The sequence below is a fragment of the Jilunia laotingensis genome (assembly GCF_014385165.1).
GTDB classification, from domain to species: Bacteria; Bacteroidota; Bacteroidia; order Bacteroidales; family Bacteroidaceae; genus Bacteroides; species Bacteroides laotingensis.
In genome coordinates, this window is record NZ_JACRTF010000001.1 from 1,519,613 (window position 1) to 1,536,123 (window position 16,511).

10 protein-coding genes are annotated in these 16,511 nt (G+C 39.0%); 7 read left to right on the forward strand and 3 right to left on the reverse strand.

What is annotated here, in order from left to right; all coding sequences use genetic code 11:
- The first annotated feature begins 115 nt into the window (after window positions 1-115).
- The 3 genes from H8744_RS05835 (at window position 116) to creD (ending at window position 2,424) form a co-directional block, all read left to right on the forward strand.
- Window positions 116-700, forward strand: coding sequence for a hypothetical protein (locus H8744_RS05835; protein ID WP_262433944.1), 585 nt, complete (start codon window positions 116-118; stop codon window positions 698-700).
- Between the two features lie 3 nt (window positions 701-703).
- Entirely contained in the window at window positions 704-1,000 is a 297-nt protein-coding gene (locus tag H8744_RS05840) for a winged helix-turn-helix domain-containing protein (protein WP_262433945.1), read from the forward strand.
- 74 nt (window positions 1,001-1,074) lie between these two features.
- Window positions 1,075-2,424 (forward strand): cell envelope integrity protein CreD, encoded by a 1,350-nt coding sequence (gene creD, locus H8744_RS05845; RefSeq protein WP_262433946.1) that lies wholly within the window; start codon window positions 1,075-1,077, stop codon window positions 2,422-2,424.
- A 407-nt stretch (window positions 2,425-2,831) separates the two neighbouring features.
- Here creD and H8744_RS05850 read toward each other — a convergent pair whose 3' ends face one another.
- Window positions 2,832-4,361 (reverse strand): T9SS type A sorting domain-containing protein, encoded by a 1,530-nt coding sequence (locus H8744_RS05850; RefSeq protein ID WP_262433947.1) that lies wholly within the window; start codon window positions 4,359-4,361, stop codon window positions 2,832-2,834.
- 263 nt (window positions 4,362-4,624) lie between these two features.
- Here H8744_RS05850 and H8744_RS05855 point away from each other — a divergent pair, with 263 nt between their 5' ends.
- Window positions 4,625-6,352 carry a tetratricopeptide repeat protein gene (locus H8744_RS05855; RefSeq protein ID WP_262433948.1) on the forward strand — a complete coding sequence of 576 codons (1,728 nt, stop codon included), beginning with the start codon at window positions 4,625-4,627 and terminating at the stop codon, window positions 6,350-6,352.
- Between the two features lie 578 nt (window positions 6,353-6,930).
- Here H8744_RS05855 and H8744_RS05860 read toward each other — a convergent pair.
- Window positions 6,931-8,103: a T9SS type A sorting domain-containing protein gene (locus H8744_RS05860; RefSeq protein WP_262433949.1), complete on the reverse strand. Its 1,173-nt coding sequence runs from the start codon at window positions 8,101-8,103 to the stop codon at window positions 6,931-6,933.
- Between the two features lie 688 nt (window positions 8,104-8,791).
- Window positions 8,792-9,964 carry a T9SS type A sorting domain-containing protein gene (locus tag H8744_RS05865; protein ID WP_262433950.1) on the reverse strand — a complete coding sequence of 391 codons (1,173 nt, stop codon included), beginning with the start codon at window positions 9,962-9,964 and terminating at the stop codon, window positions 8,792-8,794.
- Window positions 9,965-10,525: 561 nt separating this feature from the next.
- Here H8744_RS05865 and mutS point away from each other — a divergent pair.
- The 3 genes from mutS (at window position 10,526) to H8744_RS05880 (ending at window position 16,496) form a co-directional block, all read left to right on the forward strand.
- Complete coding sequence (gene mutS, locus H8744_RS05870) at window positions 10,526-13,141, forward strand: DNA mismatch repair protein MutS (protein ID WP_369410995.1); 2,616 nt, start codon at window positions 10,526-10,528, stop codon at window positions 13,139-13,141.
- A 131-nt stretch (window positions 13,142-13,272) separates the two neighbouring features.
- A complete protein-coding gene (locus tag H8744_RS05875; RefSeq protein ID WP_262433952.1) occupies window positions 13,273-14,337 on the forward strand; it encodes a cellulase family glycosylhydrolase in 1,065 nt (354 codons plus the stop codon).
- A 143-nt stretch (window positions 14,338-14,480) separates the two neighbouring features.
- Window positions 14,481-16,496, forward strand: a complete 2,016-nt coding sequence (locus tag H8744_RS05880) for a beta-L-arabinofuranosidase domain-containing protein (protein WP_262433953.1) — start codon at window positions 14,481-14,483, stop codon at window positions 16,494-16,496.
- Window positions 16,497-16,511 lie beyond the last annotated feature (15 nt).

Genomic DNA, 16,511 nt, shown 5'->3' on the forward strand with positions numbered 1-16,511 from the left:
GGGGTAATAAATCGGGATGTAATTTGAAAGAATTGCATCCCGATTTCATTTTTTTCTGATATTGTTTTGTTCTTTGATAATTTCTATTTTACTTTGTAGCGCAAAGTACTTTTATATGGATAAGAATAAAGCATTAGAATCAGTAAATGAGATAAAGGAGTTGATGGAAAAGTCCTCCAGGTTTGTTTCTCTTAGTGGCATGACTGCAGTCTTGGCCGGGATATATTCGTTGATAGGCTCTTACTTGGCAGTCGGAACACTTAGTTCGGGAGCTTCCCATGTGGAGTTGATAGTAATAGCTTCCGTTGTATTAGTCGCTGCAGCGATTACCGCTTATATACTCTCCTGGTATAAGGCGAAAAAGACAGGGCAAAAGTTTTTCAGTAAAATAACTTATCGTATTGCATGGAATTTCTCTTTGCCATTATTGGTAGGCGGTTTGTTTTGTATTGCTTTGCTCATGCATAAGGATTATGGTCTGATTTCTTCCGTCATGTTATTATTTTATGGACTTTCGTTAGTCAATGCTTCTAAGTTTACCTATTCTAATTTAGGCTGGCTGGGGTACTCGTTTCTTTGTCTGGGCATTATCGATTGTTTTTTTGAAGGGCATGCATTAATGTTCTGGACTATCGGGTTCGGTGGATTCCACATCTTGTATGGAGTATTATTTTATTTGCAGTACGAAAGGAAAAAGTAATTGATGATAGAAGCATTTCAGAATATAAACAAAGCATTTGAGAGCAAGGTCAGATTGGGGATTATGGCTGTCTTGATGGTTAATGATGAAGCCGATTTCAATTCCCTGAAAGAATTGCTTTCATTGACGGATGGCAATTTGGCGAGCCATACTCGAGCGTTGGAAGAGCTTGGTTATATTGTCTGCCGGAAAGCTTTCGTGGGAAGGAAGACGAAAACCACTTTCCAAGCCACTCCGCAAGGGAGGGAAGCATTTAAAGCGCACATTGATGCATTGGAAAGTTTCTTGAAATCTACTTGACGCGATCTTTGCAATTGGCGTAATGGGAATCTTATAATAACTATTCTAATAATTCACTTAACACTATTCTAAGTATGGATGATTTTAATGAAAACCTGAATGAGACGAAAAGACAAGCCAACGGCTGTTTGCATCGTTTTTCGAAAACGATTAAAGTAGTAGTTATCGGGGTATTGATTCTGTTGCTACTTATTCCGATGATAATGATCAAGGAAATGATTTCCGAAAGAGGGCGTACGCAAGAGGAGGCAATCGATGAAGTAAGTCAAAAATGGAGCTTGGCACAGACCGTCACGGGCCCTTATCTTAACTTACAATATCCTGTTACGACTGAAGTTGACGGAAAACCAAAGGTTGTTGTCAGCAATGTAGTATTGTTTCCTGATGAACTCATGGTAGATGGAAAGTTGCATACCGAGCTGCTTCGTCGAGGAATTTATGAGGTTAATGTTTATCAATCGGAGTTGCTCTTCAAAGGTTATTTCAGTTCGGAAGAACTTCGGAAAAGTGGTGTCGATATGAACTTGATACGGTTTGATAAAGCTGCTGTCTGTTTTAATCTCACGGATATGCGTGGAATCAGTGAGCAGGTCAGTATTGCGATAGATGATTCTGTCTACGTGTTTGAACCCGGAATGGATGGACTTGGAATTAAAAATACCGGTGTACATACCTTAGTTGACCTTTCCTCCCTGAAAGGAGAGCAGAAGATTCCTTATGAGATGAAGATACGGTTGAAAGGCTCTCAGTCCGTCAACTTCACTCCGTTGGGCAAAACTACGAAAGTCAATTTGAAAGCTAATTGGAATACTCCCAGCTTTGTTGGTAGTTTTCTTCCGGAAAATCGGGACGTTACCGCAGATGAATTTTCAGCCCAATGGCAGGTGCTGAATCTCAACCGTAATTACTCTCAGGTATTGGTAGACCCTTCAGCGATGGTAGTCAGTGATATTGCTGATTCCGATTTCGGAGTGAACCTGAAAGTTCCTGTCGAACAGTACCAGCAATCCATGCGTTCCGCCAAATATGCGGTCTTGATTATACTGTTGACGTTTACTGTGATATTTTTTACAGAAATTATGGAGAAGACTCGAATACACGCTTTGCAATACTTGTTGGTTGGTCTGGCATTGTGTCTTTTCTACAGCTTGTTACTTTCCATATCCGAGCATCTTGGTTTCAACATGGCTTATCTGATATCTGCTGTACTTACGATCGGTTTGGTTAGCGGGTATATGTTAGGGATTATCAAGAAAAAGAAACCGGCCTTTATTATGGGCGGATTGTTGATAATATTGTATGTGTATATATTTATTCTCATTCAGTTGGAAACCTATGCGCTGCTTGCCGGAAGTCTTGGGTTGTTTGTGATATTGGCTGCCGTAATGTATTTCTCAAAGAAGATCGATTGGTTCAATGAGTAACTAAACTTGACTATTTATATATTCCTAGAGTGAATGCCCGGGGGGAGATGAATAAAATGTCCTTTCCGGGCTTTTTTAGATAAAGCTAGAGTATGGATATAAAAAAAGGAGTACCGCTGTACTCCAACCTTTGTTAACCTTAAATCTAATACTATGAAAAACACATTGCAAAGATACGGCTTATGATGATATTTGCAAATTATACAAATAAAAAAGGATGTTTTATAACACGAATTAAGAAATGACTATCACTTATTAGATTTTAGTAAGAATTTAGTATCAATTCGTAATTTGTAGGCAGAGATATTTATTGAATACACAAATGAGATGGCTTTCTTTAAAAAGCCATCTCAACACGGAATATATCTTGAAATCTTATATCGAATTTGTATTGTTATAGGAAACCTTTATCTGATTATAATCTTTTTTGAAATTTCTTTTGCTCCCGATATGATTTTTGCTATATAGACGCCTTTAGGTAAGTATGCAAGATCAATATCGTTATCGTTGATAGTGGTGCTGTAAACAATCTTGCCTACCAAATCAATGACATCCACCTTTCCTGAAATGGCGTTGGTATACAAGGTTTGTCCTTTTGTATACGCTATTATTTCATTGGTTGGGGTTTCAATATTTTTGATGGAAGTAGGATTTAGTTTATCTGATAATTGGATACAGAAGTTTATATAGGTGAAACTGTTCACGTCAAAAATAAATGAATAAATATTCCGCTCGTTTTTACTGAGAAATGCAGTGCCGGTCATAACATTGTCATTATCTTCTGATTCAGGTAATTCAGCATCGATATCGAAATTATGTTTTTCTTTCAACCATTCATTTAATGGTAAAAGATCTTCTTGGTTTTCATCTTTAATGATATAAGAGTTTCTTACAAGGTCATTGTAAGGGGATGCCGTCATGAGAAGTCCCTCATTTGTTACCGAGCATACGATGTTATCGCTTTGTTTACTGAAAATCACATTGGTATTGTTTTTCAGATCAAAGCGAATGGGGTGATTGATTGAGCTTGATGTATCTTCCGGATCGGGCATCGTAATGCTGGTTGCCAAGTATTGACCGTTGTAGCTGAGAGGAACCGAACCTATATCCAAACTAACACCTTTATAAAATTCTTTCATCAGTTCGTTGCGCTTTTCGACCGCTGCTTTAAAAGCGTCAAGTTGTTCTTTATATTCCGGTGTGCCGTATTCGGCTGTTACAAAGTCTGAAAATTCTAAGGATGGCCCTGGGTTCTCGGCTTCAGTATTATACATCATGTCGGTGGCTAATAACTGATAATCGTATTCACCTTTGCTTTCATCCAGTTTCCAGATGATAATCTGATTATACATTCCGCTCCAGTCTCTGAATCGTCCAACCAGTATGTTCCCGTCTGCAGACATATTTGTTACCAAAGCTCCTTGAGGTTTCATTCCAAATATATCCTTTTCGGGAGAAGGAAGGATGTGGATTTTGTATTCATTCCCTTCCAAAGTCCAGATGGACGGTTTTTTTACGGCATTATCCAATATATATCCGGCTATCTTTTTATCATCTAAAGAGATGGCAAAAGCTTCACCGATGTCATTTGAACCTGTGTTTTCGAGTTCATTCCATTTACTGTCTTTATAATATACTGGTTTCAATTCCATCGTGTTAGGGCCATAGCTTCCAGCAATAATCCCGCTATTGCTAACTGCATTGGCACTGATTATCGTACCTGTTTCTGTCAAGTCCTGAAGTTGATGTGCCTCGGTATTGTATATGAAAGCTTCACCGGCTCTTCCACCTACAACCCATTTGCCATCGGGAGCGATAGCATTCGCTGTACCGGTGGAATAATCAATTTTCATAAAAGCATTTTCTTGTTGCGCCATTAATGTACTGTTCATCAGCATGAGGCCAAGAAATAGAGGAAATGCGTAGAGTCGTTTCATAATTCAATTTTTTTTAGTTTGACAATAAGTTAGATGTGTAGATTACCTTATTATAGAATTTCGTATTTGTTCTGATTGGCATTGACAAAGTTAGGACGATTTGTTTGAAATACCTTAAATGAAGCGTAGACAAAAGGTATACATGCATTATTTTCCGGGATTATTGGACAAAATAAGAATCGTTGATTCTTGGAAATTCGTTTTCGGCTGCTGTTTGTACGATATGTTTTTGGTAAACAGGCCTTTTTTCATACTTTTGTATTATGATAAAACACACATCGATATATTTTCTTTTGTCTTTTTTTCTTTGTCAGTCAGCTCATGGATATGACTATAAGTGGAAATGGGTGGATTCGGAATTTGATTCTATTGCTAATAAGTTGGAAGAAGTAGACTTTATGGATTTGCCTCATGAAGCGTTCCGTCCGGAGGTCATGAAGTTACGGCAAATTGCCGATATGAAGAAAAATCCTGTTTTATCGGCAAGAGCAGTTTACTGGAATTTATGGTTGAAAATGGGTAATGACCATTCGTCTGCAATGGATTTAGTAGACCGGACTTTATCATCCATCGATACTTTACGTTATAAATATGATTATAATCGTTTCCTTTACATTAAGGGGCGGTTATTGCATGAGAGCGGTGAATGGTTTGAGGCATTCCGGATCTTTAAAAAACTTGAAAAAGAATTTATCGAGGAGAAGGATCGATTCAATTTTGCCATGACTTGTATAGCACTTGGAGTGTTGTTCAATGATGTGGAAGAATATGAGAACGCTCTGAAGTACTTATTGCAAGGGGAGGATGAATTTAAGAAACTGCATTGCATAAATTGTGAGGCTAAAAACAAATTGAATATCAGTAATACGCTGTATCAACTGGGTGAAAAAGATAAATCAGTGCATATTCTTAAAGGTTTAATTAAAAATCTTGAGATACAAAATGATACGATTTTTCAGATCGGTGTGATGGTTTCTCTTTTCAGCGCTTCAGATTTTAAGGAGGCAATCTATTCGCAAAAGGCTTATGAGCTTGCAAAAAGGTTGGGTAATAAGAACGTTTTGGCAAGTACTTTAGTAAACAGGGGTGCTTATTTTCTGATGAAAGCGAATGCCGATAGTGCTTTATACTGTTACAGGCAGGCTTATTTGCTGCAAAAAAGAATATTTAAATTGCAACCTATTTTATATGGCCTGAATCAATCTTTCGAGCTGCTCGGGCAAGTGGATAGTGCCTATCATTATTTGAAGAAATACGAATCGTATCGTGACTCGTTACTTCCTAATTTGAAAATGATGGAAATAAACAAGCTGGTTGTCCAGGCGGAAATTGAAAAATATGAGATGAAATTGAGTACAATGAAAGAGAAAGCCCGGTTACGTAGGAATATGATGTTGATGGTTTCTGCTTTCCTTTTGATTGTGACTTTGTTGACATGTTATATCTTTTGGACGCTGCGCAAAAGAGAAAAGGACAAGAGGCAACTGAAAGAATTGGAAAACAATCAATTGGCTATTCTGTTTCAGAATGAAAAACTACTGAATGAGAAATTTCAGTTGGAGATAGATTCTAAGAACAGAGAGATATCATCTACTACATTGATATTGTCCGAAAAGAACAATCGGCTGAAGGAGTTGCTCAAACAGGTTGAGAGATTCAATGAGGAAGGTGAGCTTGGCAGGGAACAATCGGCTATGTTGAGCAAACAAATAAAGAGTAATCTCACGGTGGATGATGAGTGGAAGTACTTCAAGCTTCATTTTGAGAAGGTGCATCCCGAATATTTTACTAAACTGAAAGAAATTGCTCCTTCGCTTTCTGAAAACGATCTTCGCCTGTGTGCTTATGTGCGGATCGGGATGACTAATAAACAGATCGGGCAAATGCTGTCGGTTCTTCCCGAAACAGTGAAAACCGCCCGCTACAGAATGAGAAAAAAGATTGGACTTGAAGGGCAGGAGACGTTAGAGGATTTTCTCCGAAGAATTTGAAGACTGTTATTTCGGATTTGTATTCGTTAATAAAGATCGTAAGCTCGTGTGTTATATAGGTTCAGCATAACGTATGGGCATAAAAAAAGGAGTACCGCTGTACTCCAACCTTTGTTAACCTTAAATCTAATACTATGAAAAACACATTGCAAAGGTACGGCTTTTGGTGACTTCTGCAAATAATCCAAATAAAAAAGTATGTTTTGTAACATGATTTAAGAATGATATGTGCCTATTTAATGATTCCCATAGATACTTGTGAATAGTTTTTAAATTAAGGGACAGAGATGTTTGTGGTTGTTTTGATGGGGATTAATGGTCGTTTTGACGGCTATCAATATCCAACGTGACAGATATTAAAGGTCAACATGCTGGATATTAATACTCAGCACGCTGGGTATTAATGGTCAATACACTGGGTATTAATGCCTGTTATCCTAATTGTAAATGTCTGAACAATAACGAAATAAATGATTCTGTTTCTATTGGTCAGCATCTAGGCATTTGTTTTAAAGCTTTTAGAGAGAGGAGGAAATTTTGATTCTCTCCTCTCTTGATGAATAGGAAATCAATTGTTTTTATTCTTTCACTAATTTAGTTGTATATTTGCCGCATTTCACAAAGTAAATGCCTGTAGGAAGCTCGGAAACATTCAATGTTCCTTCTGCATCGGAGAAGGAAACTTTCAAACGTCCTTCTGCATCATAAATATATACCGGCATACGTTTGTCTTCCAGCTTCAAAGTGAACGATTCCTTCACCGGATTCGGATAAATGAGCATTTTGCCCGAATCTGATACTTGTGCTGTTTCAATGGAACTGGTTCCTGTAGGGGAATATTCATAGATATACGTATCGTATAATTGCATGATTCCGTCATCATCCTTTTGGTGGGAAATCTCTTTTACCCTTTTATTGACGATATTGTCGAACTTAGGCCATACAATTTCGTGGTTTATCGGATATACATATTCTGCTGCTGATGTAGTCGGGTCGTATTCATATTCATCGAAAGAAGAAATACTCCAGCGGGTGCCGTCAGCAGCTCCATAATAATATTCATGTAGGGTTATATTTCCATTTTTGTCATAAGCATAAGTGTTTTTATCGTAGTAAACCCATTCACCGGTTTCATAGCTTACCGTAAAGGAACTGTCGATGTCCAGTTTGCCAAGATCGTTGTAATGATATACACCTTTTATCGACTCATTCCATACAGGATCTTCATCTCCCCACATTTCTTCGTTCTCTTCATAAAGTACTGTTTTCTTTTTTCCGTTTTCATCATAGGTAAAAGTACGACGCATATAAGGTACTACTTTATCCTTTTCCTCTCCCATGAACAATCCTGTATTTTCTACGATTAAATGATGCTTGTCATCATATTCATAAGCCATTAATCCTGTCTTAACGAGTTCATGTGAGAAAGGATCCAAGTTGTAATTAATCCTTGTAGCCAGATTTCCATTTTCATCATACGTGTAAACAAGATATGATGCATGTAGCCACTCGTCATCATCCATTAATTGATAATTATCCTCGCGTATGCATTGGTTCAAGTCATTGTATGTGAATTTGCTTTTCAGGGTATAGCTCGCTCGATCTTCCATTTCAATCACCCTATCATTCTCTCCATACGTATATTTTACTTCCATGTAAGGAGAATAAGACTTTGTTAAGTACATTTTTTGAGAAAAAGCTGTAGATGTACAGACTAAACAGAGCATTAATAGTAATTTCTTAGTTTTCATAAGCATAATGAATTAAATAATTGTACAAAAGGTCCCCGGGGTTTATTAAGCTTGTTTCAAATATATTAATATTATAATCAAATGTAAAATAAAATACAATAAAAATATGCTTTTTGTTTTCTTTATTATTGGATAAATGAATTTAAAATAGATGGTGATTTTTCTCTTTCTCCGATGATAAGGCTATTTGGTGAGTATGGAATATTATTTCTGGTAATTAATGATTTAACTTATAGATTTAATGTGAAATCATCTTTTTAATAGTTTATGGGCTTTCTTTTTAGATATCTCCCTACAGAAGAATTTTATTGAAAGTACAACTTTATATTGACAAAACTTTTTGTATAATATAAGAAATGTGTGGAAAGGGGGATATTCGGTAGGGTGAAGAGACGTATGGACATAAAAAAAGGAGTACCGCTGTACTCCAACCTTTGTTAACCTTAAATCTAATACTATGAAAAACACATTGCAAAGGTACGGCTTTTAATGATATCTGCAAATAATCAAAATAAAAACATGTGTTTTATAACATGATTTAAGGATAATATGTGGCTCTTTAATGGTTTTATGTGGTTTTTGTGAATAACTTTTAAATTAGAAATACTAATTTGTCATCACTGTAGGTGGTTTAATTAACGGAGAGGTATTAACCTCTCCGTTCTTGGTAAAATGTGTCTCGATTATCTTATTCTTTCACTAATTTCGCTGTATGCTTGCCGCATTTCACGAAATAAATGCCAGTCGGAAGGCCGGATACATCCAATGTTCCTTCCGCATTGGAGAACATTACTTTCAGATGTCCTTCTGTATCGTAAACATACACCGGCATATATTTGTCCTCTAGGTTCAACGTAAATGATTCCTTCACCGGATTCGGATAAATAAGCAGCTTGCCCGAATCGGATATTTGTGGTGTTTCAATGGAACTGGTTCCTGTAGAGGAATATTCATAAGCGTATGTATCGTACAATTGCATGATACCGTTATCGTCCTTTTGGTGGGAGATCTCTTTTATTCTTTCATTGACGATGTTGTCGAATTTCGGCCATCCCGATTCGTATGATACCGGATAAATATATTCTGCTGCCAATTTAGACGGGTCGTATTCGTATTCTTCAAAGGAAGATATGCTCCAACGAGTGCCATTGTCAACGCCATGGTAATATTCATGGAGGGTTACATTTCCATTTTTATCGTAAACATAAAGGTTTTTTTCATTAAAGACCCAATCATTGGTTTCGTAACTTACGGTGAATGAACTGTCTGCTACCAGTTTTCCGAGATCGTCATATTGATATACTCCTTTTATCGATTCAATCCATTCGGTATCCCCTCCAAACATATTTTCATTGTCTTCATAAAGTACTGTTCGCATATTTCCGTTTTTATCATAGGTAAATGTACGGCGCATATAGGGAGTTGCGCTTTCTTTATCTTCTCCAAAGAATATTCCTGTATTTTCGGTTACTAAATGGTTATTAACATCATATTCGTAAGTCATTAATCCGGATTTAACGAATTCGCGTGTAGAAGGGTCTAAATTATAATTGATCCTTGTAGCCAGATTTCCTTTTTCATCGTGCGTATAAAGAATATAGGCGGCATACAACCATTCCTGATCGTCATCCATCCATTGATAATCATCTTCACGAATGCATTGATTCAGATCATTGTAAGTATATTTGCATTTCAGATGATAGCTTGATTGATCATCGGTCTCAATCACCTTGTCATGGCTTCCATACGTATACTTTACTTCAGTAAACGGTGAGTAAGCCCTTGTTAAGTACATTTTTTGAGAAAAAGCTGTAGATGCACAGATTAAGCAGAGTGCCAGTAGTAATTCTTTAGTTTTCATAAGTGTAATAAATTAAAATAAATTAAACAAAAGTCTCCCGGGATATATTAAGCTTGTTTCAAATATATTAATATTATAATCAAATGTAAAATAAAATACAATAAAAATATCAATATTTTATTTTTAAATCTTGAATATATGAGAGAAAAACAGATGAAAATTTTGCTCTTTCTCCGATCCTGTGCTTCGTTACTGTAGGATGAACTTTGATTCTATTTATTAAATGATTAGATTCTAAATCTCATATAAAATTATCATTTGGATGATTTTTAACTTACTATTTTTGTGATAATTCAATCATGGGATTTTATCTCTAATTTGATTTTATGTTGACAAATAATTTTTTTATTAATTAAAAATAATTCATTTATAGTTTAATGTGTATCATACATCAAAGAGAAAATAGGTTTTAAAATGACACATATTGTTTCTGAAAGTAGGTTTCTGTACAGACTTAACGTGAACAGCACAATTCTTCACATTGTCCGAATGGTAGTTTTGTGAGAATTGAGTATCTTTGCCCGGCTAATAAGTAAACTTAAAAAAGAGAGGAGACCACCTGTGAGCAATGATATTGAACTAACCCCTATGATGAAGCAGTTCCTTGACTTGAAAGCAAAACATCCGGATGCGGTGATGCTTTTCAGATGTGGGGACTTTTACGAGACTTACTCGACAGATGCAATAGTTGCGGCTGAAATATTAGGAATCACATTGACCAAGCGTGCCAATGGTAAAGGTAAAACCATCGAAATGGCGGGGTTTCCTCATCATGCGTTGGATACTTATCTGCCGAAACTGATCCGCGCAGGTAAGCGGGTGGCGATCTGCGACCAGTTGGAAGATCCCAAAATGACGAAGAAACTCGTGAAGCGCGGAATCACAGAACTGGTTACTCCTGGTGTCTCTATCAATGATAATATTCTGAATTATAAGGAAAATAACTTCCTCGCTGCCGTGCATTTTGGAAAAGCGGCTTGCGGCATTGCGTTCCTCGATATCTCTACCGGTGAATTCCTGACAGCGGAAGGACCGTTCGACTATGTTGATAAGCTCTTGAATAATTTTGCCCCGAAGGAGGTACTTTTTGAACGGGGGAAGCGGGGAATGTTTGAAGGTAACTTCGGAAGCAAGTTCTTTACTTTCGAACTGGATGACTGGGTGTTTACCGAAACCAGTTCGCGTGAGAAGTTGCTGAAGCATTTCGAAACGAAGAACCTGAAAGGCTTCGGAGTCGAGCATCTGAAGAACGGTATTATCGCTTCGGGTGCTATCCTGCAATACCTGGAGATGACTCAGCATACACAGATCGGTCATATCACCGCACTTGCCCGCATCGAAGAAGATAAATATGTACGTCTGGATAAGTTTACTGTCCGAAGTCTGGAATTGATCGGCAGCATGAACGATGGCGGGAGCAGCCTGCTCAGCGTCATCGACAAGACGATCAGTCCGATGGGAGCCCGTTTGCTGAAACGCTGGATGGTATTCCCGTTGAAAGATGAAAAGCCGATCAATGACCGTTTGAATGTGGTGGAATATTTCTTCCGCCAACCGGATTTCAAAGAGCTGATTGAAGAGCAACTGCATCTGATTGGCGACTTGGAACGTATCATTTCGAAAGTAGCCGTAGGGCGTGTGTCCCCTCGTGAGGTAGTTCAGCTGAAAGTAGCTTTGCAGGCGATAGAACCCATAAAGGAAGCCTGTATGCAAGCGGATAATGCTAGCCTGAACCGTATCGGGGAGCAATTGAACCTGTGTTTGTCTATCCGCGACCGGATAGCAAAAGAGATCAATAACGATCCTCCGTTGCTTATCAACAAGGGTGGCGTAATAAAAGATGGTGTGAATACGGAACTGGACGAACTGCGCCAGATCGCTTATTCCGGAAAAGACTATTTGCTGAAAATACAACAGCGGGAAAGTGAACTGACAGGAATTCCCAGCCTTAAGATTGCTTATAACAGTGTGTTCGGCTATTATATCGAAGTGCGCAATATCCATAAAGACAAAGTTCCGCAGGAGTGGATACGCAAACAGACCTTGGTCAATGCGGAACGTTACATTACTCAGGAACTAAAAGAGTACGAAGAGAAGATTCTTGGCGCAGAAGATAAAATACTGATGCTGGAAACCCGGCTTTACACGGAACTCGTGCAGGCGTTGAGCGAATTTATCCCTGCCATTCAGATCAATGCCAATCAGATAGCGCGTGTCGATTGCCTGCTGGCATTTGCAAATGTGGCTCGTGAGAATAACTACATTCGTCCGGTGATAGAAGACAACGATGTACTGGACATTCACCAGGGCCGCCATCCGGTAATCGAGAAGCAGTTGCCCATCGGAGAAAAATACGTTGCCAATGATGTGATGCTGGATAGCGCGACCCAACAGGTCATCATTATCACCGGTCCGAATATGGCGGGTAAGTCGGCACTCTTGCGGCAGACGGCCTTGATCACCTTGTTGGCTCAGATCGGTTCGTTTGTTCCGGCCGAGAGTGCGCATATCGGATTAGTGGATAAGATATTCACGCGTGTAGGGGCGAGTGATAACATCTCGGTGGGAGAATCTACTTTCATGGTGGAGATGAACGAGGCAGCGGATATTCTGAATAACGTATCTTCCCGCAGTCTTGTGCTTTTTGACGAGCTGGGGCGGGGTACTTCCACTTACGACGGTATTTCCATCGCCTGGGCTATTGTAGAGTATATCCACGAGCATCCCAAGGCTAAAGCTCGTACCCTCTTTGCCACTCACTATCACGAATTGAACGAGATGGAGAAATCCTTTAAGCGGATCAAGAACTACAACGTATCCGTGAAGGAGGTGGACAATAAAGTTATTTTCCTCCGCAAGTTGGAGCGTGGCGGCAGCGAACACTCGTTCGGTATTCATGTAGCCAAGATGGCAGGTATGCCGAAAAGTATTGTGAAACGTGCCAACGAGATCCTGAAACAACTTGAAACGGATAACCGCCAACAAGGCATTTCCGGCAAGCCGCTCAATGAAGTCAGTGAAAACAGAGGCGGGATGCAGTTAAGTTTCTTCCAGTTGGATGATCCCATACTTTGCCAGATACGGGATGAAATACTCAATTTGGACGTGAACAACCTGACTCCGCTTGAAGCACTGAATAAGTTGAACGATATTAAGAAGATAGTGAGGGGGAAGTAAACGGTTGCGGCTGATTCAAGCTGTATTTGCGAAAAAGACTGTTTCTGATTCAATTTTGTTGTTTTCTGAGGTATTTGATATCCCGGTCAGATCTGATTGTCTCTATTTTTGTGCAAAATAGTAGAGATATCATGAAAACAGTTAATCTTATTTTTAGCGTATGTATAGTTTGTTTGTTGAATTTATCCGCTTATGCGCAAGATTCGACATGGAGTGTGGAAAAAGCAAAGAGTTGGGGGGAACGGCAGCCTTGGTATTGCGGTGTAAATTATATACCTTCTAATGCCATCAACTATACGGCAATGTGGGATAAGACCAGTTTCTCACCCGACCTTATTGATAAAGAGTTGGATTTGGCGGAAAAGATCGGTATCAATTGCGTGCGTGTGGTGATGCAATACATAGTTTATGAAGACGATCCAGTTTATTTCCTTCGTACTTTTAATCATTTTCTTGCCATTTCCGAGAAACACCATATAAAAGTCATTCCCTGTTTTTTTGATGATTGTGCTTTCGGTGTCAATACCGATCCCGTTTTAGGCAAGCAGTCGGAACCTTTGGAAGGGTGGTATGCCTGGGCATGGTCGCCCTCTCCCGGTTATTCCATGGTAGTGGATAGTCGTACTCATTATAAATTGGAGGAGTATGTAAAGTCTGTCATGACACGATTTAAACAGGATGATCGTATCCTGTTATGGGATTTATATAATGAACCAACAAATACGACTATGCCCGAAAGAAGTCTTCCCCTGTTGTATAAAGTATTTGAATGGGCAAGAGAAATAAACCCTGAACAACCGGTTACAAGTGGAATATGGAATGATAATACTGTTCTGAATGATTTTCTGATTAAAAATTCGGATGTGATTACATTTCATCGTTATGCGCCTGTAAAAGAGACAGAAGAAGCAATGGCAAAATTCATGAAATTAGGTCGGCCGGTGATTTGTACCGAATGGATGAACAGGGTCGCGAAGTCTACTATCTTGGACTTACTTCCACTTTTTAAAGAAAATCATGTGGGTTGTGTCATGTGGGGATTGGTCAATGGAAAGACACAGACTCATCTTAGTTGGGGACATCGTCCCGAAGATTTGCCGTATAAAGGAGAATGGCAACATGATATTTTTACTGACAAACTGGTTCCTTATAATCCGGAAGAGATAGAATTGATAAAAGAAATGACCCGGAAGTAATTTGATGAAAAGGTGTATTTTCCCTAATAAAACAACCATTTTGATTCAATTTTATCCTTTTATAAACCGATTTTACCCGGTTGTTATTCTAAAAGTTTCTTTATTTGCAATACAACTATATTTTAGCACATTATAAAACTGTTATGAATACCAGAACTTCACTAATTATTTTCATAATAATAGGGAGCTGTTTTACTCCCTCTTTAGCAAGCGACCGTGTATATGTACAACGGGCTCCGTTATATCCCAAACAATTTATATCCCTTCCTCTCGGTGCTATTCGTGCGGAAGGATGGCTGAAAGAGCAATTGATCCGCCAGAAAAACGGATTGACAGGACATTTGGACGAAATATATGAATCGGTCATGGGTAGCCGGAACGGTTGGCTCGGTGGTGATGGGGATCAATGGGAGCGAGGGCCTTACTGGATCGATGGCTTGTTACCGTTAGCCTATATCCTTGATGATGATGAATTAAAGCAAAAAGCGCAAAAATGGATTGAATGGGCTATTCTAAGTCAACAACCGGATGGATATTTCGGACCAGCGAAAGACTATCCTAATAATGTTCCCGGATTACAACGCGATAATGCCAAGGACTGGTGGCCTAAAATGGTTGTTTTAAAAGTGCTGCAACAGTATTATATGGCAACCGGAGATGAAAGAGTCATCACCGTGCTGACCAATTATTTTAAATACCAGCTGCGAGAACTGCCCGGCACTCCGTTGGATCATTGGACTTTCTGGGCTAAAGAACGTGGAGGAGATAATCTGCAAGTCATTCTGTGGCTCTATAATATCACTGGTGATCGTTTTCTGCTTGAATTGGCGGAGTTGCTCAATTCTCAAACGGTAGATTGGGCAGATCGAATAAATTCTCCCGAGTTCTTGCGTCCCTGGAGTACTCATTGCGTAAACATTGCACAGGGAATCAAGCAACCTGTCATTTATGCTCAGCTACATGATGTTGGCAAGGCTATGTTGGATTTGAAAAGAGGGTTGAACGTATTGCGCCGTACATACGGATTAGCCCATGGATTATGGGGAGCAGATGAATGGCTTCATAATGCCAATCCTACTCAGGGTTCGGAATTATGTACCATTGCCGAAATGATGTTCTCTTTGGAGAGTATCATTGAAATTACCGGTGATGTGGAATTTGCAGATTATCTGGAAAAGATCGCTTTTAACCCCCTTCCTGCACAGGTTACGGATGATTATGGGGCAAGGCAATATTTCCAACAAGCTAATCAGATAGAAGTTAGTCACAATCCTCGTAATTTTAATGTTTCCTATCATGGCTCTGCACAGTTGTTCGGAGTATTGACCGGTTTTCCTTGTTGTACAGCGAACATGCATCAGGCATGGCCTAAGTTTGTGCAAAATCTCTGGTATGCTACACCGGATGAAGGATTGGCAGCCTTGATTTACTCCGCATCGACCGTTCATGCTGAAGTTGCCGGTGGAAAAGAAATCGTTATTTCGGAACAGACCGATTATCCTTTTGATGAATCCATTCGGTTAGCAATTACATTAAAAGAGAGTGAAGGGGTTGATTTCCCGCTTTATTTACGGATACCCGGTTGGTGTAAATCTCCTGAAATACGAGTGAACGGGGTTTTACAGAAGAATGTGAAACCGGCAGAGATTGTTTGCTTGAACCGGAAGTGGAAAAATGGTGATCGTGTAGAACTTATGTTTCCTATGATTGTATCCGTTGAACGCGGATATGAGAATTCTGCTTGGATAGAACGTGGCCCGTTGGTATACGCATTGAAAATGAATGAGAAGTGGAAAAAATTCGGATCGGATAATAAGCCCGGAGAAATCTATTATGAAGTTAAGTCCGATTCACCGTGGAATTATGCTTTGTTGGAAGAGCATGTGTATGAGCCTGAGAAGGGATTTAAAGTCGAGAAAAATAAGAAAGGATTTATTTATCCCTGGAATCAGGAAAGTTGTCCGCTTTCCTTAAAAACGGAAGGCACACGTATCAAGGAGTGGAAAGAATACAATCATTCTGCAGGTCCATTGCCTTTCAGCCCATATTACCAAATGAAGGATATTCATCCTGAAGAAATCACATTGATTCCTTACGGGTGTACTACTTTGAGAATTTCACAATTTCCGGTTTGGGGGCGTGGGTTCAGAAACGATTAAAACAACCTAATTATG

Coding starts and splice junctions, on each gene's coding strand:
- creD (WP_262433946.1), top strand. CDS start 1,075: ATGGATGATTTTAATGAAAACCTGAATGAGACGAAAAGACAAGCCAAC.
- H8744_RS05860 (WP_262433949.1), bottom strand. CDS start 8,103: ATGAAAACTAAGAAATTACTATTAATGCTCTGTTTAGTCTGTACATCT.
- H8744_RS05875 (WP_262433952.1), top strand. CDS start 13,273: ATGAAAACAGTTAATCTTATTTTTAGCGTATGTATAGTTTGTTTGTTG.
- H8744_RS05865 (WP_262433950.1), bottom strand. CDS start 9,964: ATGAAAACTAAAGAATTACTACTGGCACTCTGCTTAATCTGTGCATCT.
- H8744_RS05880 (WP_262433953.1), top strand. CDS start 14,481: ATGAATACCAGAACTTCACTAATTATTTTCATAATAATAGGGAGCTGT.
- H8744_RS05840 (WP_262433945.1), top strand. CDS start 704: ATGATAGAAGCATTTCAGAATATAAACAAAGCATTTGAGAGCAAGGTC.
- H8744_RS05855 (WP_262433948.1), top strand. CDS start 4,625: ATGATAAAACACACATCGATATATTTTCTTTTGTCTTTTTTTCTTTGT.
- H8744_RS05835 (WP_262433944.1), top strand. CDS start 116: ATGGATAAGAATAAAGCATTAGAATCAGTAAATGAGATAAAGGAGTTG.
- H8744_RS05850 (WP_262433947.1), bottom strand. CDS start 4,361: ATGAAACGACTCTACGCATTTCCTCTATTTCTTGGCCTCATGCTGATG.